The sequence below is a fragment of the Cohnella cholangitidis genome (assembly GCF_014107495.1).
GTDB classification, from domain to species: Bacteria; Bacillota; Bacilli; order Paenibacillales; family Paenibacillaceae; genus Cohnella; species Cohnella cholangitidis.
The window spans coordinates 234,098-255,893 of record NZ_CP041969.1; the positions used below are offsets into that span (position 1 = coordinate 234,098).

Here is a 21,796-nt window from a genome sequence, read left to right on the forward strand (position 1 = left end):
AACAATCAACCCATTCCATAGTTTCCTACGCATGACTAACACCTCTTTCATTAATGGTGAAGGTTATTCGCAGTAATATAGGTTAGATTGTACATATATGCGGATGAAAAGCTTGTCATTCTTTAAGTGAATAAAAAAAATTAATTTGTCGAGTTTGAACGTTACATAAAAGATGGACGGATAGAGCATTTTATTCGTGTTACAAACTTTACCAAATGCATGGGTGGTTTTGATTTGACGGCATCCGGTGATAAAATCAATTTTTTGCAAACTTGCATGATTCTGCTCCTGATGAACGGCCTCACCAATCATGTAACCGTCAACCCTATGCTGCTCGATGCGGCGGGTAGAGACGCCTGGATATCAGTCATCGCTACCGGCGTTCTCTTCCTTCCATGGTGCCTGCTATTGGTCGTGTTCATGCGCAGGTCCAATCAGCAGAAATTGCAGCCATGGCTCGCGGAACGGACGCACCCGATCGTCTCATGGATTTTGACCATTCCCCTATACTTACAATTGTTCTTGATCGGTTGGATGACGGTCATCCACACGGCCACTTGGACCATTACCAATTATTTGACGTTGACTCCCAAGCTGGTGCTTACGCTCTCCTTAGTTATTCCGTGCGCGTTATTCGCCATGTGGGGCATTCGGGTCATTGCCATTGCAGCGGGTTTTCTCCTTCCTATCGTCGTCATTCTTGGAATTTTCGTAAGCGTCTCGAATATTCCCGAGAAAAATAACAATCTACTTAAACCGTTCGTCGAGCATGGCTGGAGTCCGGTCTTTGACGGGATGGTCTACGCCGGCGGCGGATTCGTCGAATTAGTCGCGCTGATTGCCCTGCAGCATCGGCTGAAGGCGAAGACCCGCTTATTGCCTCTCCTGCTGTATGCCCTGTTCTCGATCTATATTATGCTTGGGCCCCTTATGGGAGCGATAACGGAGTTCGGCCCGTACGAAGCCGCCAAACAGATGGTCTCCCCTTACGAGCAATGGCGGCTCGTGAAGATCGGAACCTATTTCGAGCATGTCGATTTCTTTTCGATCTATCAATGGTTGGCGGGCGCTTCCGTTCGAATTAGCTTATCCATTTTCCTTTTGATAGATAGCATGCCTATTCAGCATAAACGTAATAAATCAAAATACGTATGGTTGATCGCGATCTTGTACATCGGGTTGGCTATGCTGCCTATTAGCGAATACTCTTTGTATTTGTGGATGTACCGTTATTACTTTCCGATATCCCTTGCGATTGGCCTATCGGTATCTATCGTATGGTTCGCGATATCCTTAATCGCCAAACCATCCACAGGAGGCGCATCATGAGAAGAACAAAGCGCGCCAACAACTCGCGCTGGAACGAATCCATTTTCCGCGAGTTGTTCGCGAATTCCGCCGACGTGCAAATTCAACCCTGCCAATTCGACGAAACCAAGCTTTCCGAAGTCATTCTGATCTATGCGGAAGGATTATGCGATTCATCCCAGCTCGGTAAAGTCGTGCTGCCTGAACTAGGGCAACTTTACCGTAATCGAGGCCGATACGATGTGCAGTCCGGAGCGTTCTCCGGGTCTTTGCCTTTGATCCCCGTTAAGGAAGACGAATCCGACGATTCGATGGCCGAATTCGTATTCCAAGGCGACCTCCTCATTTGGTTCGCGGCGGAAGAACGCTTGTTCAAGATGAATATTTGCGATCGGCCGCAAAGGTCGCCGCAGGACTCCAGTACGGAAATTTCGATCAAAGGCCCTAGGGACGGCTTTACCGAGGATATCGTCATAAATACGGCATTAATCCGGAAACGGGTGCGAAGCTCCAGCTTAAGCTATGAAACATTTACAGTCGGCACTAGAACGAAGACAAGGGTAGGTCTGCTTTATATCCGCGACATTCTACCGCCGAAAATCTTAAACGAGGTTCGGGCTCGAATCAACAAAATAAACGTCGACGGAATCTACAGCATTAATCAGATGGAAGAAAGTTTGTCCGATTCCAAAGCTTCCATCCTTCCTTTGTTCGCTACGACGGGAAGGCCGGATTATGCGGTGAATAGCCTGCTCGCCGGAAGATTCGTCCTCATCGTAGACGGCATACCTATGGTCTTAATCGGCCCCGCTACCTTGTCATTGCTCATGAAATCGCCGGAGGATATTCATTTCAACTATATCTACATTTCATTTGCGCGCATTATCCGGCAGGTCAGCTTGTTTCTATCCATTACATTGCCCGGATTCTGGGTATCGTTGGCCGCTTTTCATCAAGACCAAATTCCTTTCAGAATGATGGCCACCATTTCGGGAACGCGCCTAGGCCTTCCCTTATCGGCTCAGATGGAAATGTTTATTTTATTGATGCTTCTGGAAATTTTCCGCGAAGCGGGCGTCCGTCTTCCGAGTTACATCGGCCAAACCTTAACCGTGGTAGGAGGACTTATTATTGGAGATGCCTCGATTCGGGCAGGGTTCGTGTCGCCGTCCGTCGTTGTCGTGGGCGCGATCACCGCCGTTACGTCGGTCACCTTGGTCAACCAGTCCTTAAGCACCGTTGTCAGCGTTCTCCGTCTGGGGATTTTCCTGGTGGCTTCCTTCATCGGAATGTACGGGCTCATTCTAAGCCTCGTTCTTTTTGTCGCTTATTTATCCAGGCTCAGTTCTTTCGGCGTCCCCTATTTGACACCCCTGACGCCGCTTCATCTTAAGGATATCGCTAGCTCTTATTTACGATTGCCATGGTTTAAGATGAGGCATAGACCAACGCCAATTCAACCGAACGATCCTGACCATCAAGGGGACGATAAGCCATGATCAAGCGTCGGCTAAGGTCAATCGTCATAGTATTTGTCCTTATCCTGACCGGCTGCTGGAACTCCAAAGACATCCAAAACATGGACTACGTAACCGCCATCGGGCTCGATTATGAGAACGGCAAATACATTACTTACGTACAAGTGCTCAATTTTTCGAACGTTGGCCGAGGCGAAAATGTGGAGATCGGTAAGGTCTTGCCGAACTCGATCGGCCGAGGCGAAGGAAAAACGATCAGCCAATCGTTGTCCTCTATTTATTCTACTTCGCAATTGAGGGTTTTCTGGGGCCACGTCAAAGCGATCGTTTGCTCGGAGAACGTGTTGAAACGGGGCGTCGTGGAAGCGTATAACGCCATGAATCGATATGGGGACGTCCGTTACAACATTCTTATCTACGGAACAAGAGAAAAGCTGTCCGATATTTTCATCCAGAAATCGATCTTTAATCTCTCTCCGCTCGATACGGTCATGTTTACTCCCGAGCAGACGTATTCCCAACGCTCGTCGATCCTTTCGATCACCGGCAATCAGTTCGTCGCGCAAATCAACGAACCGGGCGAACCCGCCATGCTGCCCTCTCTTTCCATTAACCGGACGGTATGGAAGGAAGACAAGAAGATCAAATCGATGCTGCAAATCGACGGCGCGTACTTCTTCCATAAGGATAAAATGGCGGCGTGGTTATCCGAACGAGAACTCTCGGGAGCCCGTTGGACGCAAAAACAATTAAAGCGTTCGCTAATCGACATTCCCGCCGAAGGCTCCCCGATTGCTTCCCTTGTGTTAATTAAGCCGCGTTACAAAGTGGATTTCGAAGTAAAGGATAATGAAGTTCTGTTCGATATTCATCTGAAACTAAACGCAACTTTGGAAGAATTAATCCAAAACAGATCGATTCGGGAACTGGAGAAGCAAGCCGAGACCGTCGTGCGGGACGAAATCAGGGATAGCTTCCTCAAAGGGATAGAAAAGAAGATCGACGTGTTGCGCTTAGAGGAAACCCTGTACCGCAACCGCCCCAAACAATGGCATGCCTTGCATCGATCGCAAGATTATATCTTGAACCCGTCTAGTCTGAGATCAATCAACGTAACCGTTAAAATATTCAATACGGGCAAATACAAAGGGCGAGTATATTAATAAAGCGGCTTCCGGTTTTTAGGTTGTTGGTAGGATGTTTTTTTCCTAAATGACCTGTATAATGACGAAGCAAACATATGTTTGCATATTTGGCGTGCTTCCAGCATAACCATCTACATCATGTACAGTCAACGGAGGAAATCATGAAAGGAACGACTCATCTTGCCATAGGCGGTGCCATTGGAGCAGCCGCTTGCTTATACTACCCCTTCAGTCTCGAGCATTCCGCGCTTTATCTTTCCATCGCTTGTTTTTCCGCTTTAAGCGCGGATCTCGACGGCCCTAGTCTATTAAGCGGCAAGCTCGGCAAATTGTCCCGGATATTGCGCAATCTAGCCTTATGGACGGGGATCGGCTTCATAGCCGCATTCGCATATTTGTATTTTTCTTCGGATAAAACGTATCCGATCTTCTCCACCATCGCGGTCGCCATGTTCATTCTCGGACTCATTACGAAAGAAGGCACGATCCGCAACGCTCTCGTCAGCCTTGTCGGTATCGCGCTACTCTATTTCGGCTGGACTTCAACCCAACAATGGCTCATGGGATTTGGACTATTCGTCGCATGGGTTCCATGGCTCAAGCATCGCGGCATGACCCATACCCTATGGGCATTGGTAATATGGGGCACGATCGGCCGCGGACTGGAGCAGCAGTTAGGCATAACCGGAATAACCGCCGTTGCCGTAGCGGGATACGCTTCTCATCTAATTGCGGACACCTTGACGCCCAGCGGCGTGAAATGGTTATATCCGCTATATAAAAAATCGATCAAAATACACTAAACCTATAACCGTTTGATGGTATAATTATCCAGAGTCCAAAAAATTAAAATAGTGAGGCGGTATCGATAATGGAAACAGGTGAAAAAGCAACGATAACGGTAGAAACCTCTGTTCATGCACCAATTGAAAAAGTATGGGCGTATTGGACGGAACCGCAGCATATAACGAAGTGGTCTTTTGCTTCCGATGAATGGCATGCACCGAATGCCGAAAACGATTTAAGGGCTGGCGGTAAATTCGTTACGAGAATGGAAGCAAAAGACGGAAGCTTCGGATTTGATTTCGGCGGCGTTTATGATGAAGTGAAAACGAACGAATGGATTTCTTACACTCTTGGAGATGGAAGAAAAGTCGCGATTCAATTTATTAGTCAAGAAAACAGCGTTAAGATCATTGAAGAATTCGAAGCGGAAGGAACCCATCCCATCGAGCAGCAAAAAGCAGGCTGGCAGGCTTTTATGGACAATTTCAAGAAATATGCCGAAAATTTCTAAACAAGATTAAAATTAAAAACCTTCCAATCGGAAGGTTTTTTGTGAATTTCCCGTACTCTATTGGACTTGAATTTCGGTAAGCTCTTGCGCCTTATATCGGAGCCGGGCGTTCTCCGCGGCTTGGCCGAGGAGATCGGACACTTTGACGCTGTCCCTGATATTCCTTAACGTATACGTGGGAGAGGTTGTGTCGGTCGAGAAGACCGTTATGTCGCCGAACTTAAGTATTCTCTCAAGCAAGTTCCGCTTCAATGTAATATCCCGGACGCGATAGAGTTGGATTTCTTCGCGCCTTTTCGTAAAGATCCCTCTCTCCACGATGACTCTCCGCTCCGTTATCTGATAACGGGTAAAACTCGGGATTCCATAGTTGAATGGCTTCCCTTCCCATAGGACGTTCTCGTTCATTTCAACATCTCCCTAGAAATGGATGGAATCTACCGTTATTGTACACTAGAACCGCATCCTTGGCTTCAACTAATCGGGGAGGAGGACATTAGTTGGACCAGAGCACCAGCGATCGAAGATCCTTCTCCGCTCCGATCTTCAATAGCTGCCTACCGATTGCCGTCTCGGCAATGGGCTCGCCGTTCCAGCTGTCGACTTTGATTTTGACGAGTTTACGTTGACGGATGATGTCTTGGAACGCGGATTTGAGTATTTCCGCCTGACTGACGACCGATTCGTCCTCCGACTCCGAAGGCGTATTCGCGGATATATCCTGTTGCGAGAGACTGAATACTCTTTTCCCGTTATTCTCGATCCACAACCGCCAATGGGCGCCATGGAGGACAAGGAAATTGCCAGGTTTCCTCGCATAGGAAACGCCTCCGACTCCTTCCGGCCAATCGATCAGCAATCCGAACGGATTAGCCGGATCCGCTGACGACAGTACCGTCGAGCGCGAATTCGCCAGTACCGGTAGAGGCTGTCTGATCGATTCGCTCAGCTCGCGCGTCGTAAACTGCACGGAAGACATTCCCCGTACGTACGCCCCTCTAGTGAGGACCCCCCACTCTTCCAACCTCTTTAACACCGGATACAAAGCGTCCCATGAATAAGGCGCCGACTTCGCGACTAAATCTTTATTAATTAAGCCGTATACCTGCAACAAATGATGTACCCAGTTTAACGCTGGAGATTCCTTCTCCGACGCCATCGGAACATTGGATGCCGGAATAGGAACCCCCGTCGAAGTTGGTGCGTCTATCGCGTCTCGAAGCGAACTCGTGGCGTACCAGCGACCTAATCCAGAGCCGGTTTTGGCCCAGTTGGCTTGTTTTTTGTTCGTTTGAAGGCGCAGCGGCGAAAATTGATCATTCGAGGCGCGGCCTTCCCACGCCAGATCAAGCAAGTCCGACAGTAATTCCGAAGGCGGCTTGTCAATCTCCCGGCTTAGCCGCGTCAGGAAGCTGGCGCCTCCTTCTTCCAATAGCTTCAGAAGATGAGGATGCTTCGACGTTCGTTCGCTCGGGTTATCCAAGAACGGAGCGAATAAGGCTTTGGAGCCGGTTAGGAAGAAAGCGATCTTCCCTTCCTGGTCTCCCTCCTCTTTGCGTCCCAGCCATAACACTTCTCCTGAAGCGCACAGCATATCCAGATGCTCCTTACGATAGGGAGACAATCTAGACGGAAAAATGATCGTTTCCCAATGAGACAGCGGAAGAAACAAGCCCTGAAGCCTATCGATTACGGCCAATAGGCCTTCGCTTCCTTGCTGTTGCGTCCCGTGCAGCGCATGCTGCATGAATGCGATCTGATTGCACCACCGAGCCGCTTCGACGGGCTCCGACCGTTCCCGCGCATGACGAATCGATAGTCTGACCATCCGCGAAGCCACTTTGGAGCTTGACCAGATCCGTTCCTTCTCGTCGGCTGCATGGGGCGCCCTTTCGATCATTCCGTTGCTTAACAATTGTTCGACGGCGTTCCTGGCTTGATGAAGGGTTAAAGAAGGATATCGCTCGCATAACTCGGTTTCCGTGAACGAGATCACGCGATCGGCATATCTGCCTAGCACGAAGTTAACGGAATTCTGCGTCTCGGGAAACACGGCATAGGCGTCGCGTTCATCCGATGATATCCAACGAAACTCGCCGTCGCCCGTTAAATCGACAGAAACGATCTTTCCCGCTTCGTGCAGAGTTTGCAACCAGATTAACGACCGTTCGCCCGCAAGCTTAGAGATCTCTTTTGCCGTCATATCCCCGCGTTTCTTCAGAAGTACCGCCAGTTCATGCTCGTTCGCCGGAGGTTCGGCTTCGTTCAATTTATGCCCTACATCTTCTAACACTTCGCGGCTAATCGCATTGCCTAAATCCGCCGAGTCGAACAGCTGGCCCGCCAGCTCCTTGCTCACGTTCAGCAATTGAAGCCGGGTCGACTCGTCCAGCCCGTCCCCTTCGTATACCTGCATGTTCACGTACTCCGCGATAAACTGCGCCGCGAACGGCGACGGGAACTGCGTTTCCTGTACGACAACGGCCATTCGTCCCGAGACGAGCCGCTCAAGAAACCCCTTCAAATGATCATAAGCCAGATAGTCATGAAGGCATTCCGACATCGCTTCCCGCAAGTAAGGAAAATGCTCCGCATAAGGCAGCGCGCCGCGCAGCAGCTCCTCGCTTCGTAGCCGTTTCTGCCAGAGCGGAGTGCGGGTAAAGCTCCTAGACAGGAGCAACGAGTTTTCCGCGATTCTTCGAAACGCGATTCCGAGCAAAGGTGATCCCGTTATCGCTTCCACAAGCAATCGTTCAAGATTCGCGGGGGTAACTTGGTTCAAAATCTGAAGCCAGGAAGAATCCCACTCCGGGAGCACGAATTCAATGCCGTTATCCTTGGCGTTGCCATACAGACGATAAGGCAGCAGTTGCTCGAATTGTCTCTCGACAGCGAGCAGCCACGCCCGATTAACCGTTCGTCCGCATTGGTTATGGATAATAACGTGCGTCTGATTCATAACATCCCGATAATGCTCGATGACGATCTGCTTGTCCGTCGGCAAGGCGCATGCACGATGCTGCGACCTCACGAGAGAGATCAGCTCGTCCGCCGACGTACGGTCCATTCCGTAATTTACGTCCAGCCAATCATATGCCCTATCGTTTATTTCCGCTTCGTTAGCCGATGCAACGGCGTTGTCGTTCTCAAGGTCAAGGAGTCGCGACAACTCTCGCAAGAACGCTCCGACCTTCGAACCCAGTTCGTATGAACGGCTGCCCGCCTCATTGCGCCAGAACGGGATTTCGCTGAACCGGTTACCCGCTTCGGATACGTAAACCCTATCGTTGCGAATTTCCCGGATCATCCACGAGCTAGCCCCCAATTGAAAGACGTCCCCGACACGGCTCTCCTGAACGAATTCTTCGTCCAGTTCTCCTAGATGCGCCCGACTGTCCGAATGATGAACCGGATAGTTGCCGCTTTGCGGGATCGTACCGACTCCCGTGATGGCTGCCATCGCCGTATTGCTTCTCTTGGTCAGGACGTTATTCGCGCGGTTCCACTCCAGCAACGGCTTAGCGAACGGATAGTAACCGGAAAGGACTTGCAACATGCTCTCCAGCCGATCTCTCCGATATAGATGGTAGCTGTCCGAATGAACGATCAATCGATGCATCTCGCCGATCTCCCAATCATCCATAGCGACCATGGATACGATATGTTGGGATAGAACGTCCATCGGACCTTCGGGGATTCGGATATCTTCGATCTCGCGCCGGGAGATTTGCCTGCACAACACCGCCAGCTCCGGCAGATTCGCTTTCTGCCTGGCAAGCAGCAACCCGCGGCTTGCTTCCCCGACGGCATGGCCTGCACGCCCGATCCGCTGAATGCCGCGCGCCGCTTCCAACGGAGAATCCAACTGAATGACGAGATCGATATAACCGACGTCAATGCCGAGCTCAAGCGACGAGGTCGCCACGATACAACGCAAGCTGCCTTCCTTAAGCAAGCGCTCGACCTCCAAGCGCCGTTCGCGAGAGATGCTGCCATGGTGCGACCGCGCCATCTCGTAGCCGACATGATCGTTAAGGCGCAGACATAACCGTTCGCATAGCCGTCTGCTATTCACGAACAACAGTACGGAACGGCAGCCTTCCATCGCTTGCACGATACGATCCAGCAACGGCAACCATACAGCTTCCCTAGTCGCCGCGGGTTTGCTCTGATCCGGCATCGAAATACGCACGGTCATGTTCTTGCTCATTGCGCTCTCGATGATCGTAACGGGACGAGGGGTCATCTCCGTTCGTTCCCGATCAGCATCTTCCGCTTCCGCGCGATTACTAGCGTACTCCCAACCCGCAAGGAACCGAGCTACCCTATCCAGCGGTTTCTGAGTCGCCGATACTCCGATACGTTGAGGCGTGTTCCCGCAGTGATGGGACAATCTCTCCAGAGTAAGAGACAAATGGGAGCCTCTTTTGTCCGATGCTAAGTCATGAATTTCGTCTATGATGACTTGCTCCACGGATTCTAGCATCGCGCGCCCTTTGCGGGAAGTGAGCAGTAAAAAAAGCGATTCGGGCGTCGTAATCAGCAAGTCGGGAGGATTGCGCAGCATAGAGGCGCGCTTGCTTTGGCTCGTATCCCCCGTTCGGATGCCGCAGCGGATGCCGGGCCACTCCAACCCGAGTTCGGCGGCCGTTGCGTCTAACTGCTCGACAAACCGCAGCGCATGGTGGTGGATATCGTTGTTCAGCGCTTTAAGCGGAGTCACGTAGACGATCCTCACTCCTGCCGAGCCGGAACGGGATCGCGTACGGACAAGCTTATCGAGGCATGGCAACAATGCGGCTAACGTTTTGCCGGATCCCGTCGGAGCGGCAATGAGCGTATGGTGTCCCGCTCCTATCGACTCCCATGCTTCGGCTTGAACGTTGGTCGGATCCCCGAACGATTGGGTGAACCATCCCGTTATTACAGGATGAAACGGCAATTTCGCCTTTGAATCCATCGGTACTATCGACTCCTCTTACACGGAATCTATCCGTTAAATCCTCACGGTTACTCACTGTGCTATTCTAATCGATTATTTATAGATTTTGCACATTATATAGCCTTGCATAAACCCCATCCAGCTTCATCAAAGAATCGTGAGTCCCTCTCTCCACGATCTCGCCGCGTTCGATCACGATGATTTGATCGGCATGCGTAATGGTGGAGAGCCGGTGCGCCACGACAAGCGTCGTCCGATTATCCGACAGGGCTTGCAGCGATTCTTGGATCAAATGCTCGGACTCCAGATCCAGCGCCGAAGTCGCTTCATCCAGTACCAGAATCGCGGGATCTTTGAGGAACACCCGCGCGATCGCTATGCGTTGCTTCTGGCCGCCGGACAGCTTCACCCCGCGCTCTCCGATTTCCGTATCGTAGCCGTTCGGCAACCCCATAATAAAGTCATGCGCGTTGGCTCTTCTAGCCGCGTCGATCATTTGGCGCTCCGACTGATCCGGGTTGCCGAGCATAATATTCTCGCGAACGCTGCCGCTGAACAGGATATTGTCCTGCAACACCATACCGATCTGCGAACGCAAGCTCTGCTGCGTCACCCGCGAGATATCCTGGCCGTCAATACGAATGCTGCCTTGCTGAATATCGTAGAAGCGCGGGAGCAAACTGATCAACGACGATTTTCCTCCTCCGCTCATCCCTACGAAAGCAACCGTCTGCCCCGGCTCGATGGCGAGCTCGATGTCACGCAGCACGTCATCTGTTTCCTCGCGGTAGCGAAACGAGACGCGATCGAATTCAATCCTACCCGATACCTTCTTAAGCGGCATGGCAGCCGGATCGTCCTTAATTCCTTGAGGCTCGTTAAGCAGCTCCATTACTCGCTCTAACGAGGCGGAAGCCTGGGTTAGTTCCGTAGACGCGTTAACAAGCCTGCGCAACGGCGTATACAGCCGGTCGAGATAACTATAGAAAGCTATGAACTCCCCGATCGTCAGCGCATTCGTAATGACCATATAGCCTCCCCCGAGCAATATAATCAGGGGAGCTATTTCCGTTAACGTATTGATGATGGCGTTGGTTAGAGCGTTCCAGCGAGTCAAAGCGAGCGCGCGTTCGAGAAACTTGCCGTTTTTGACCCCGAATTGCTTTTGCTCGTATTGCTCCAGAGTGAAACTCTTAACGACCGGTATGCCGACTACGTGTTCGTTCAGGTAGCCTTGCATATCCGCAAGCGCGGCCGAACGCGACCTCGCGTAAGAGCGAAGCCGCTTATACAGCTTCACGACGGCTACCCCGTAGAAAGGCAGAATAAGAATGCCGAACAACGTCAAAGTCGCATTCATATAAAGCATAATTCCTAATGCGATAGTCAACGTAAACAAATCCAACCAGACGTTCATCATGCCGGTTTCTACGATCGCTTTCGTCTGCTCCGCATCGTTGATCATCCGAGAAATGATCTCGCCGGATTTACGCTCTTGATAGAATCGCAGAGAGAGCCGCTGCAAGTGGGCGTACAGCTTATTTCGAAGATCGAACAAAATGCGGCTGGTCGTCAATTGCGCGAAATATTGGCGATAATATTCCACGGGATACCGAACGACTACGAATAGGACGAACGATACGCCGATCAATTCTAGCAAACGGGAAATTTTATCGTCCTTCGATATTTCGGCTAGCAAAATATCATCGACCGCATATTGTAGAAACAGCGGTACGGCTAGCGGAATGGCGAACTTCAGCATACCGATCAGAAGCGTGACGGCTACTAACCAACGGTAAGGTTTCACGAATCTGAGGTACATACGAAACTCTTTCATCGGTTGTCTCCTTCATCTTGAAAACAGCTCAACTCTCGCGAGTTAAGCTGTTTATCATGTGTGTTCGCTATAAGATGGAAATTAGAGGCGCTTCTCGTATTTGCTGTACTCCCCATAGGCATTGGAGGCTTTCCCTAAGAAGTCATATCCTAAACCGCTATAGAAGCCGTTCAGCACTTCGTTGTTAGCCAAGCAATCGAGCCTGACGACTCGTTTGCCCAATGCCGGGGCTTCCGTTTCCACCCAGTTCATAATATGTCTGCCAACGCCTTGACCCGCGAATTTGCGATTAATCGCAAGCCGGTGAACGTAGACGGCGGTATTGTCGGATGCCTTCGCTCCCCAAACGTCGAGATCCCATGCGTTCGGTTGCGGCAAAAGAATCACCATTCCCACGATCTTGGGTTCCTGCCGGAACAGATACACCTCTCCCTTGCTAACGGACTCGGGAGTGTTATGAGTATCTTCTCCCCTCAACAAGGCGTTCCATTGGTTGGAGCCTTTGCTTAGCAACCATTCCGCGGTATTGACGAGCAGGCGCATAATGTCTTGCGTATCTTCAGGTTCGGCGCGTCTAACGCTGGTTATCAATGTCATAAGAGACCTCCTGATTAATTGAAAATGGTGAAATACGGAAAATGCGTTTGTGTTATCATACCCGCGTTGCGGCGGGATAAACCCTTATCGGTCTATTCAACGTCGAAATCGAAGTACTTCTTCGGAAATGGTTCCGCCTTAAGCGTGTAGTGCCACCATTCTTTATCGTATGGCTTGAAGCCGTGCTTGACCATCGCGTTCTTAAGAACGTTGCGATTAGCGGTTTGTTTCTCCGTGATCAGCTTCGTTCCGTGACCGGAGATGTCTCCGAAAAAATCGTACGGACTGCCCATGTCGACCGGTTTGCCCGTTTTCTCGTAGACGAGCGTTAGATCCACCGTGCTTCCGCGAGAATGTCCGGATTTCGAGGCTACATACCCCAGCTTAAACACTTTCGTTTTGTCCACCGCCGGGTAAAACTCCTTTTTCATCTTCGTATCCTTAGCGTCCTTGGCCCAGCGAATGAAATGGTTGACCGCCTTTTGAGGTCTGTAGGCATCGTATACAAGCAATACGTATCCTTTACGTCTCAGCTCGTCGTTGACTTCTTTCAAGGCTATAGCGGCTTTGCTGGATATAATGGGAACCGGCGCCTTATACCCGTCTATTCTCTCGCCTACGAAGTTATAGTCGCTGTAATAACGAATCTCGAACTTGGCATCCGGAACCTCTTCGTCCAAGTACACAAAACCTTTCGGCAGCTTTCTCTGCTTGACGACGGGATCGGGCTCCCCCGTCCCCGTTGCCCCGCTGCTCCTAACGTGAAGATCAGCAGCGAGCCAACGATCAAGAATGGCAGCCATCTTGCCCTCTTCTTCCATAATACCGTCGATCGGATAAGCCCATCACTCCTCTCCGAATCGGAATGAATAAGTTATAATAGATTTATTCTATCATTATAGCGGGGGAGGAAAGGCCATGTCGGAAAAAATTCGCGTGGATTGCATGAAATGCCGTCATTATTTTGTCACATGGGACCCGAATTTCCCCAGAGGATGCAAATCGTTCGGCTTTAAGTCGTATACGATGCCCAGCCAAACCGTCCTTGCCTCTTCCGGTAAAGCGTGCCTGAACTTCGAACCCAAAGAAACGAAAACGACTTCGACTTAATCGACGGAACGCGGAATAGCTGCTCCATCATCACCCGAAAAGACTAATTGTATTTTCTGCCGACCTCCGCGCTATTGTTCAATAAGTATTCGAAGTCGTTTTCCCTCGCCTTCCGCTCGGCTTCGCGCGCTTGTTCCGCTTCCTTGCGTTTCGCCTCCCGCAGCTTGGCTTCCTCCAGCTTCATTTCCTCCGCTTGCTGCTTAAGCTTGGCCACGGTGCCTGCCCCGAGCAAATCCTTCAGCGTAACCGGCTTATCCCCGTTCTCCGGTGCATATGGTGCGGTTTGCTGCCTATGTTGCTGTTTCTTCTTGTTGTTCGCCATTCCGGCTCAACCTCCTATATCGAATTGTATCTTTACGAATTCCTCAAAGCGCCGATCGTTCGGCACTTCGTCCTCAAGCGCGCCGAAATAACGTCTAATCGCGTGCTTCTGCGAGTCGTGGGCTCGCAAAGCTGCAGCTTTCACCGGCCAATGCTTCGCTGCATCAATCGTCAAATCCGGCTTCCTTCCTTCGGAGACCCATCCCGGTGACATGGAATAATATAAAGCGCGAACCGATTCGCACTTGCCGGATTGGAATGCCAAAGTCGCAGCCAGAGAAATCGCGATATGATCGGGATGACCGTTGCCGCCGTCCGGCGGAAAAGTGAACAGCGATTCGACATCGTGCGCATTCGCGAAATTCACGATCTGCAATGCTAAACGGTGCGCTTCGACTTCATTCAATTTACCGTCGGGGTGTCCGAGCTGTTCGACCGTATCCAAGCCGAGAATGGACGCGGCTTCCGCCATCTCCCCGTCCCGTATGCCAGCAAGCTCTTCCCGCGACGAATGGGCATAATCCCCGTTTTTATTGCCGGCATCGCCTCTAGTCGCGACTAACAGCACAGGCTTAAGGCCTTCATCCGCCAGTTGCCTGATCAAACATCCGCTCATGAACGTCTCATCGTCGGGATGCGCATATATAAAAGCCGATCGGCCATTAAGCATCGCTTCTTCCTCCTTATTCCCTAATCCTCGGCGTAAATCATTTTCTTCGTCATTCCTCCGTCGATCGTCAAGTTCGTTCCCGTAATAAAATCATTGCTCGGGTCCGTCAAATAAAGGCATGCCCTAACGATGTCCTCCGGCCGTCCTACCCGACCCGACGGATGCTGGTCATGATCCTCCGATCTTAACCGTTCATAATCTCCGGTCTCGATCCATCCCACGACGACTTTATGATCGAATGGGCTCGCCATTGCGCATCTCTCCTTCTCGGAATCCCCGCTTCCATGCGATGGACGCTCATCCTCCGGCATCCTCGAGTTCCTCCTCGATGACTTCCTTAAAACGATCCGGATAATCCGTATGAACGCCGTCGACACCCCACCTTAACGCCTTGTCCATATTCACTTGGTAGTTAACCGTGTAAGGATACATGAGCAGGCCCGCGTTCTTGACTTTATGCACGTAGCTCTCGTCGATTCTCAAGAAGTTCGCGCCGACCCCGTTCGCATAACTGCCGATTTCGGCCAGGAAGGCATCGGAGATGTATGCCGGCCTGTTATACCATAGCAATTGAAACAGCGGAATATCTTTGTTCCATTCTCGAATTTTGATTAAGCTTTCCTGGCTGAAAGATTGTACCGCCACATGATCGATCAAATCGAATTCCTCGACTAACGCCCACATCTTCTCTTCCATGCCCGGATTCTCGTCCGGCGATTTCGTCTCGAGCATGTAATTCGTGCCTTTGCCGAACGCCTCGAATATCTCGCGCAACGTCGGAATCTTCTCGTTCACGTATTCCTCTCTGGCGTAGATCTCATGCTTCTCGTTAAACCAAGATCCGGCATCCAGAGCTTTAATCTCGGCGAGAGTCATATTCTTCACTCGTCCCGACCCGTTGGTCGTCCGGTTAACCGTCTCGTCATGAAGCGCGATAAGCTCGCCGTCCTTGGTCTCTTGCAAGTCGATCTCGATATAATCCGCCTTCATGCGAATTCCCAGCCGATAAGCCGCCAACGTACTTTCGGGAGCGTAGCCCGAGGCTCCCCTATGCGCAACGGTGGCAATCTTCGATTCGCTGGAAAATGCTCTTCTCAAGCTCGAGTCATTGCCCGTTAACCAAATGATAAATCCCGCAATCGATAAGAGTAGAAAAACGTGCATCACGTAAAAATATAACCTGGGGATTTCCATCGGCTTAAGCCATCTTCTGAGCATACGACCTCCTGATGATTGACCCGAGCTTCCAATGCTCATGGCGACGTCCTTTAAATGATACCACTTTTGCCGGATTTTCTCTCGTTCAATCTTCATCGTCCGTATGTGTCCGACATGTAATTAATATGACACAGGTTGACATATTTAAGCTCTATAATGAATGGTAGATCATCGAAAGGAGTAACGGTTCATGAAACTTCTAAATGGAAAAGTGGCTTGGGTGGCAGGCGCAACGCGCGGCGCCGGCAGAGGAATAGCAATCGAATTGGGAGCGGCCGGGGCGACCGTATACGTAACAGGACGCACGACACGAACGCAACGATCCGAGTACAATCGTCCCGAGACCATTGAAGAAACCGCCGAACTGGTAAATCATGCCGGCGGACGAGGAATAGCGGTTCAAGTGGATCATCTGGATCCTGATCAGGTTCAGGCCCTAATCGCTCGCATCGAGAAAGAACAAGGGAGACTGGACATCTTGGTCAACGATGTATGGGGGGCTGAATATCTGGCGCAATGGAACGTGCCCGTATGGGAGCATTCCCTTGATCGGGGATTTCGCATGCTTCGGCTTGCGATTGACACTCATATCATTACAAGCCACTTTGCGCTCCCCTTGTTAATCCGAAACAAGAATGGATTAGTCGTCGAGATTACGGACGGCACGGCTGAATACAACGATGTAAACTACCGTCAATCCATCTTCTACGATCTTGCCAAATCTTCCGTTATACGCATGGCTCGGTCGTTGGCCCATGAACTTTCGCCTTATAAGTGCAACGCGATCGCAGTGACGCCGGGTTGGATGCGTTCGGAAATTATGCTTGATCACTTTGGGGTTAAGGAAGAAAACTGGCGAGACGCTACCGAGACGGAACCTCATTTCGTCATCTCGGAATCGCCCCGTTTCGTAGGGCGTGCCGTCGCCGCGCTAGCCGGAGATCCGGAAGTTGCCCGTTGGAACGGTCAATCCGTTTCAAGCGGCAAGCTCGCTCAAACGTATGGTTTTCGTGATCTTGACGGCTCGCAGCCGGACTGCTGGCGATACCTCGTAGAAGTGCAGGATGCTGGCAAATCGGCGAACGCTTCCGGTTACCGCTGATATTCAAGAAAAACTAACTAACTCAATAAAACAGAGACAGTCTCGGACTTTATTTTCACGTCCAAGGCTGCCTCTGTTTCTTCAATTGAGTTAATCTGACTAACGTATTAGCCGCCTTGCTTCTCCAGCTGCGCGGAAGCGACCGTCTCGGAATGAGGCTTCACTTTCTTAATGAAGAATGCCAACACGAGCGCCGCTACGGTCATCCAAGTCGCAACGACGAAGGAGTGATTGATTCCGTAGATCGTTCCTTGCTGAGTGGCTTCCAGAATGCCCGCTTTATCCGTCTCGGCGATTTTCCCTTCGATGATCAATGCCTTCACGCGGTCCGCGGCCGTATTCGACATAATCGTGACGAGGAATGCTGTACCCAGCGCGCCCGCCACGTTACGCAACGTCTGTGACATAGCGGAACCGTGCGCATTCAAGCGCTGCGGCAGTTGATTCATCCCCGCGGTCTGAATCGGCATCATCAGCATCGACATCCCGAACATCCTCAGCGAGTACATAATGATCATATGCGTATAAGTCGTATCGATCGTCAGCTGGCTAAATTCGTAAGTCGTGAATACGGTAATAAGCAAACCGACTACGGACAACCAGCGCGCGCCGACTTTATCGAAGATGATCCCCGTAATCGGAGACATGATGCCCATAAGGATCGCTCCGGGCAATAAGAGCAAACCGGCTTCGAGCGGAGTGAATCCGCGAATGTTCTGCAGATAGATCGGCAACAGGATCATCCCGGAGAACATCGCCATCGTAATAATCATGTTAATAACGGTCGTGAGCGAGTACATATTGTACTTAAATACGCGGAATTCCAAGATCGGCTTGTCGACCGTCATCTCTCTCCAGAAGAACAGCAACAAAGATACGACGCCGACTGCCAAGCTGGCAATGACGCGCGCGCTATCCCATCCGTCATGTCCGGCATCGCTGAATCCGTACAACAATCCTCCGAAGCCAAGCGTCGATAGAACGATGCCAAGCGCATCCAGCTTAGGACTGGACGTTTTGGTCACGTTTTTCATGGAAATCGCACCGAAGATCAGGGCGAACACGGATATCGGCAAGACGATATAAAACAGAACTCTCCAGTCGTAGTGCTCCACGACCCAACCGGATAACGTAGGCCCGATCGCGGGCGCGAAGATCATCGCAAGTCCCATCATTCCCATTGCCTTCCCGCGTTCTTGGATCGGGAAGATGGTCAAGAAAATAACGGACATGAGCGGCATAAGAATACCTGCGCCGGCGGCTTGAACGAGACGGCCGGTCAGGAGGATCTCGAAATTCGGAGCGACCGCGCACATGACGGTACCCGCGGTGAATAAACCGACCGCCGTAATAAACAATTGGCGAGTAGAAAATTTATCGATCAAATAAGCGCTGATTGGGATAAAGACCCCGTTGACCAGCATATAACCGGTTGCCAGCCATTGAATGGTGTTCGCGCCGATGCCTAAGTCTTCCATCATTTTAGGCAAAGCGACATTCAGTAAGGTTTGAGCGAGTATCGCGACGAACGCGCCGATTAACAATGCGGCGACGATCGGTCCTCTCCTCAACGTTGACGATGAATTACTCATGGTTCTCTTCCTCTCTCTGTCTCTGTATGATGTTCACAATTTGTTTGTGTATGCGTATCAATTGCCGTTCATCCTCTTCAGGGATGTTCAGAAGCGAAGTCGCAAGCTGCGATATTCGCATTTCGCTGACGGTATGCCACAGCGCTTTGCCTTCCTCCGTGGCGGTCAAACAGATGGCTCGGCGATTGCTTGCCGGGCGTTCGCGCAACAACCAGCCCGCCTTAACCATCCTGTCCACGATGCCGCTTGTCGAGCTTGTTACGGAATGAATTTTCTCGGAAAGCTCGTTTAACCCTATTCCCGGATGATGGACAATGACCTTGAGGACGAAATACTGTATCGCCGTGATGCCCAGATGTTGGGTCAACTGCATCATGGATTGATGAAAAGCTTGGTTGACTTCACGGAACGATGCGAATATGTTTTCGATTCTTTGTCTGTCATCCACGGATAATCGTCACCCCTCTCTGCTTTCCGGTTATTATTCGCAACAGAATATTTCGCATACGAAATAAAATACTCTCTTTTGAGTTTTATGTCAATGTTTACATATGTTAATCTGGACATATTTTTCACAATCGATAATTCGTTAATCTTCTTGCTCGCCTCCTTATGATATACTGATTGGAAAAAGCTAGCCTTGCGCGGAGGGTAAAGATGGCCAACGAGTCTTATACGACCGAGGAAGTCGCGAAATTGCTCAAAATATCCAAACTGACCGTCTATGATCTGCTGAAAAAAGGCGAGCTTCCCTCCTACCGGGTAGGCAAACAGATGCGTGTCGACGCGGCGGATCTTGAAGCGTTTAAGCTTCGTTCCAAAGGGGGAGCCGTAAGCGAGCAAACCGCGCCGCTGCGTCTGCCGCAAGCGGCGAAGCCAGTGCCGGGATCTCTAAGCATCGAGAGGCCGCTCGTCATTACCGGACAAGATATTAGCCTGGACATTCTATCGAAACATATGGAGAAGCATTCGGCGGGAATTCGCCCTCTCCGTTCCTATAATGGAAGCATGGACAGCCTAGTCTCGATGTATCGCGGGGAAGCGGATATCGTAAGCACTCACCTGCTGGACGGGGATAGCGGACAATATAATCTGCCTTACATACGTAAACTCTTCGTCGGGCAGTCTTACGTCGTCGCGCGGCTGTTGTCGCGTTCCGCCGGCCTGTACGTCAAGAAAGGAAATCCGAAAAAGATCTCGGATTGGGAAGATTTGGCGAAACCCGGCGTGCGTATCGTCAACCGGGAAAAAGGCTCGGGGGCTCGCGTCTTGTTGGACGAGCAGCTGAGGATTCGCGATTACCAAGCCTCACGGTTAGGTGGCTATGAGCACGAGGAGAATACTCATCTCGCGGTCGCGGGCAGAGTCGCTTCGGGGGAGGCGGATGCGGGGGTTGGGATCGAGAAAGCCGCCCAACTCGTCGGGGGGATAGACTTCATCCCGCTCATCCAGGAAAAGTACGATCTCGTCATGCTGAAGCGACCGGACAACGCGCAATGGATCGAATCCGTGTTAGCGATCATTCGGTCCGAGAGCTTCAAAAGCGAGCTGCAAATGATTCAAGGCTACGATCTTTCCCAGACGGGACAAATCTTACTGGATACTTAATCTATGGTTACGTTATGCGATGAACAACAAAGCCCTTCGCGCTCTCTATCATGCGCGAAGGGCTTTCCGTTTACGATTTGGAATATCGATTGGCTACGAGCAACATGACGAACGCCAGCAGAATCATGACGGCGGCCCATAGCCAAGCCAGCCTCATGCTTCCTCCGTCAACGGCGACGTAGATGGCCGTCGGTATTGTCTGGGTCCGCCCCGGAATATTGCCGGCGACCATTAACGTCGCCCCGAACTCTCCTAGAGCGCGGGCGAAACCTAGTACGTAACCGGCGCGCAATGCGTTCGCCGCGAGCGGCATCGTCACGTAGCGGAATACTTGCCATTCCGATGCCCCTTGCGCTCTAGCCGCGTCCTCCAAGTCGCGATCGACGCCTTCGAAGCCCGCCCTCATCGTACGGTAAGCCAGAGGAAACGCGATCACGATCGCGGCCAAGACGGCCACTCCCCAGGTAAACAGGATAGGACCGTTAAACAGCTTCTCGTACCATTCTCCGATCAAACTCCGTCGGCCTAAGGCGACAAGTAGAATGAAGCCTATGACCGTTGGCGGCAACACCAGCGGCAGCAGCAGCAGCGTTTCGACCAAGCTCTTGCCGAAGAACCTCGCCCTCGCCATCCATCGCGCGAACAAGGCTGCTAGGCCGAACACGATGACGCTTGCGATCGCCGATATTTTCACCGACAAAATGATCGGGTCGAAAAAGGATTGCCCGTCCAACGTTCATACACCTCGTTTACTGACTGATGTTAAGGTAATTTAAATCCGAATTTGACGAATACGGCCTTGGCCTCGCTGGATTGCAGGTAATCGTAGAAAGCATTCGCTTCTTTTTCATTCTTGGTTTGCTTAAGCACGGCCGCCGGATAGACGATCGGCTTATGCGCAAAGGAATGAACTTTGAACGCGATTTTGACTTTATTGGAAGCAAGGGCATCCGTGCGATAGACGAACCCCGCATCGACGTTGCCGCTCTCCACGTAAGTCAAGACTTGGCGAACGTCTTTGGCATAGACGAGTTTATCCTGCAGCGGCTCCCATACTTTGCGCACGGTTAACGTTTCTTTGGCATACTGCCCTGCAGGTACGGATTCCGGTTGTCCGATCGCAATCCGCTCGATAGCCTTGCCCGTCAGCTCTTTCACGGAATTGATCGTGGCGGCAGAGTCGCTAGGAACGATCAGTACAAGATCATTCTTGAGCAACAGCTTGCTCTTGGACACGAGTTTGCCGTCGACCAGTGCATCCATTTGCTTCTGGCCCGCGGATAGGAACAAATCCGCGGGAGCTCCCTGCTCGATCTGTTTCTGAAGAGTACCGGAAGAACCTAAATTAAATTGCAGATCGACGTCCGGGTGCGCTTTTTCGTAGTTCTTCTCGATCTCGTCAAGGCTATCTTTCAAGCTTGCCGCCGCGGACACGAGCAACGTCGTTTTGGACGCCGCGTTCGCCGGGGCTGCAGGTAAAGCTAGCATTCCTGCAAGCAAAACGATAGCAAAGCCGAAGTGCATAACTTTTCTCAACATACCTAATCTCCTTTACCTATCTATTATAATGT

20 protein-coding genes and 1 pseudogene are annotated in these 21,796 nt (G+C 51.1%); 8 read left to right on the plus strand and 13 right to left on the minus strand.

What is annotated here, in order from left to right:
* Nucleotides 1–234 precede the first annotated feature (234 nt).
* The 5 genes from FPL14_RS01105 (at nt 235) to FPL14_RS01125 (ending at nt 5,228) form a co-directional block, all read left to right on the plus strand.
* A complete protein-coding gene (locus FPL14_RS01105) occupies nt 235–1,329 on the plus strand; it encodes an endospore germination permease (RefSeq protein ID WP_182301286.1) in 1,095 nt (364 codons plus the stop codon).
* Nucleotides 1,326–2,807 carry a spore germination protein gene (locus FPL14_RS01110; protein WP_182301287.1) on the plus strand — a complete coding sequence of 494 codons (1,482 nt, stop codon included), beginning with the start codon at nt 1,326–1,328 and terminating at the stop codon, nt 2,805–2,807. The genes FPL14_RS01105 and FPL14_RS01110 overlap by 4 nt, the downstream gene beginning before the upstream one ends.
* Nucleotides 2,804–3,949, plus strand: coding sequence for a Ger(x)C family spore germination protein (locus FPL14_RS01115; RefSeq protein WP_182301288.1), 1,146 nt, complete (start codon nt 2,804–2,806; stop codon nt 3,947–3,949). The genes FPL14_RS01110 and FPL14_RS01115 overlap by 4 nt, the downstream gene beginning before the upstream one ends.
* Before the next feature lie 143 nt (nt 3,950–4,092).
* On the plus strand, nt 4,093–4,734 hold the full coding sequence (locus FPL14_RS01120) for a metal-dependent hydrolase (RefSeq protein ID WP_182301289.1): 642 nt from the start codon (nt 4,093–4,095) through the stop codon (nt 4,732–4,734).
* A 68-nt stretch (nt 4,735–4,802) separates the two neighbouring features.
* Nucleotides 4,803–5,228 (plus strand): SRPBCC family protein, encoded by a 426-nt coding sequence (locus FPL14_RS01125; RefSeq protein ID WP_182301290.1) that lies wholly within the window; start codon nt 4,803–4,805, stop codon nt 5,226–5,228.
* Nucleotides 5,229–5,285: 57 nt separating this feature from the next.
* On the opposite strand, the gene FPL14_RS01130 is transcribed toward FPL14_RS01125, so the two are convergent.
* From FPL14_RS01130 to FPL14_RS01150, 5 genes are all read right to left on the minus strand, one after another.
* On the minus strand, nt 5,286–5,636 hold the full coding sequence (locus tag FPL14_RS01130; protein ID WP_182301291.1) for a PH domain-containing protein: 351 nt from the start codon (nt 5,634–5,636) through the stop codon (nt 5,286–5,288).
* An 88-nt stretch (nt 5,637–5,724) separates the two neighbouring features.
* Nucleotides 5,725–10,188 (minus strand): DEAD/DEAH box helicase, encoded by a 4,464-nt coding sequence (locus FPL14_RS01135; protein WP_182301292.1) that lies wholly within the window; start codon nt 10,186–10,188, stop codon nt 5,725–5,727.
* A gap of 79 nt (nt 10,189–10,267) precedes the next feature.
* Nucleotides 10,268–12,007, minus strand: a complete 1,740-nt coding sequence (locus FPL14_RS01140; RefSeq protein ID WP_182301293.1) for an ABC transporter ATP-binding protein — start codon at nt 12,005–12,007, stop codon at nt 10,268–10,270.
* A gap of 81 nt (nt 12,008–12,088) precedes the next feature.
* Complete coding sequence (locus tag FPL14_RS01145; protein WP_182301294.1) at nt 12,089–12,604, minus strand: GNAT family N-acetyltransferase; 516 nt, start codon at nt 12,602–12,604, stop codon at nt 12,089–12,091.
* A gap of 92 nt (nt 12,605–12,696) precedes the next feature.
* A complete protein-coding gene (locus FPL14_RS01150; RefSeq protein ID WP_182301295.1) occupies nt 12,697–13,407 on the minus strand; it encodes a M15 family metallopeptidase in 711 nt (236 codons plus the stop codon).
* Nucleotides 13,408–13,522: 115 nt separating this feature from the next.
* Between FPL14_RS01150 and FPL14_RS01155 the strand changes: the two genes are divergently transcribed.
* The gene (locus FPL14_RS01155; RefSeq protein WP_182301296.1) at nt 13,523–13,714 is read left to right on the plus strand and encodes a uracil-DNA glycosylase; all 192 of its coding nucleotides are present in this window, start codon (nt 13,523–13,525) and stop codon (nt 13,712–13,714) included.
* A gap of 43 nt (nt 13,715–13,757) precedes the next feature.
* Here the strand turns inward: FPL14_RS01155 and FPL14_RS01160 are convergent, their stop codons facing one another.
* From FPL14_RS01160 to FPL14_RS01175, 4 genes and pseudogenes are all read right to left on the minus strand, one after another.
* On the minus strand, nt 13,758–14,036 hold the full coding sequence (locus tag FPL14_RS01160) for a YqkE family protein (protein ID WP_182301297.1): 279 nt from the start codon (nt 14,034–14,036) through the stop codon (nt 13,758–13,760).
* A gap of 6 nt (nt 14,037–14,042) precedes the next feature.
* Nucleotides 14,043–14,705 carry a PIG-L deacetylase family protein gene (locus FPL14_RS01165; RefSeq protein WP_182301298.1) on the minus strand — a complete coding sequence of 221 codons (663 nt, stop codon included), beginning with the start codon at nt 14,703–14,705 and terminating at the stop codon, nt 14,043–14,045.
* Between the two features lie 20 nt (nt 14,706–14,725).
* Nucleotides 14,726–14,923, minus strand: a pseudogene (locus tag FPL14_RS01170) (SDR family oxidoreductase); the annotation flags it as partial.
* Nucleotides 14,924–15,002: 79 nt separating this feature from the next.
* Nucleotides 15,003–15,923, minus strand: coding sequence for a glycerophosphodiester phosphodiesterase (locus FPL14_RS01175; RefSeq protein WP_182301300.1), 921 nt, complete (start codon nt 15,921–15,923; stop codon nt 15,003–15,005).
* Between the two features lie 190 nt (nt 15,924–16,113).
* On the opposite strand from FPL14_RS01175, the gene FPL14_RS01180 reads away from it, so the two are divergent.
* Nucleotides 16,114–17,025, plus strand: a complete 912-nt coding sequence (locus tag FPL14_RS01180; RefSeq protein ID WP_182301301.1) for an SDR family oxidoreductase — start codon at nt 16,114–16,116, stop codon at nt 17,023–17,025.
* A 107-nt stretch (nt 17,026–17,132) separates the two neighbouring features.
* Here the strand turns inward: FPL14_RS01180 and FPL14_RS01185 are convergent, their stop codons facing one another.
* Nucleotides 17,133–18,617, minus strand: coding sequence for a DHA2 family efflux MFS transporter permease subunit (locus FPL14_RS01185; RefSeq protein WP_182301302.1), 1,485 nt, complete (start codon nt 18,615–18,617; stop codon nt 17,133–17,135).
* The gene (locus FPL14_RS01190) at nt 18,610–19,065 is read right to left on the minus strand and encodes a MarR family winged helix-turn-helix transcriptional regulator (protein WP_182301303.1); all 456 of its coding nucleotides are present in this window, start codon (nt 19,063–19,065) and stop codon (nt 18,610–18,612) included. Before FPL14_RS01190 ends, FPL14_RS01185 begins: the two co-directional genes overlap by 8 nt.
* A gap of 209 nt (nt 19,066–19,274) precedes the next feature.
* Between FPL14_RS01190 and FPL14_RS01195 the strand changes: the two genes are divergently transcribed.
* On the plus strand, nt 19,275–20,225 hold the full coding sequence (locus FPL14_RS01195) for a helix-turn-helix transcriptional regulator (RefSeq protein WP_182301304.1): 951 nt from the start codon (nt 19,275–19,277) through the stop codon (nt 20,223–20,225).
* Nucleotides 20,226–20,295: 70 nt separating this feature from the next.
* Here FPL14_RS01195 and modB read toward each other — a convergent pair whose 3' ends face one another.
* Together modB and modA are read right to left on the minus strand one after the other, a co-directional pair.
* Nucleotides 20,296–20,958 (minus strand): molybdate ABC transporter permease subunit, encoded by a 663-nt coding sequence (gene modB, locus FPL14_RS01200; RefSeq protein ID WP_182301305.1) that lies wholly within the window; start codon nt 20,956–20,958, stop codon nt 20,296–20,298.
* 29 nt (nt 20,959–20,987) lie between these two features.
* A complete protein-coding gene (modA, locus tag FPL14_RS01205; RefSeq protein ID WP_182301306.1) occupies nt 20,988–21,764 on the minus strand; it encodes a molybdate ABC transporter substrate-binding protein in 777 nt (258 codons plus the stop codon).
* Nucleotides 21,765–21,796: the final 32 nt, after the last annotated feature.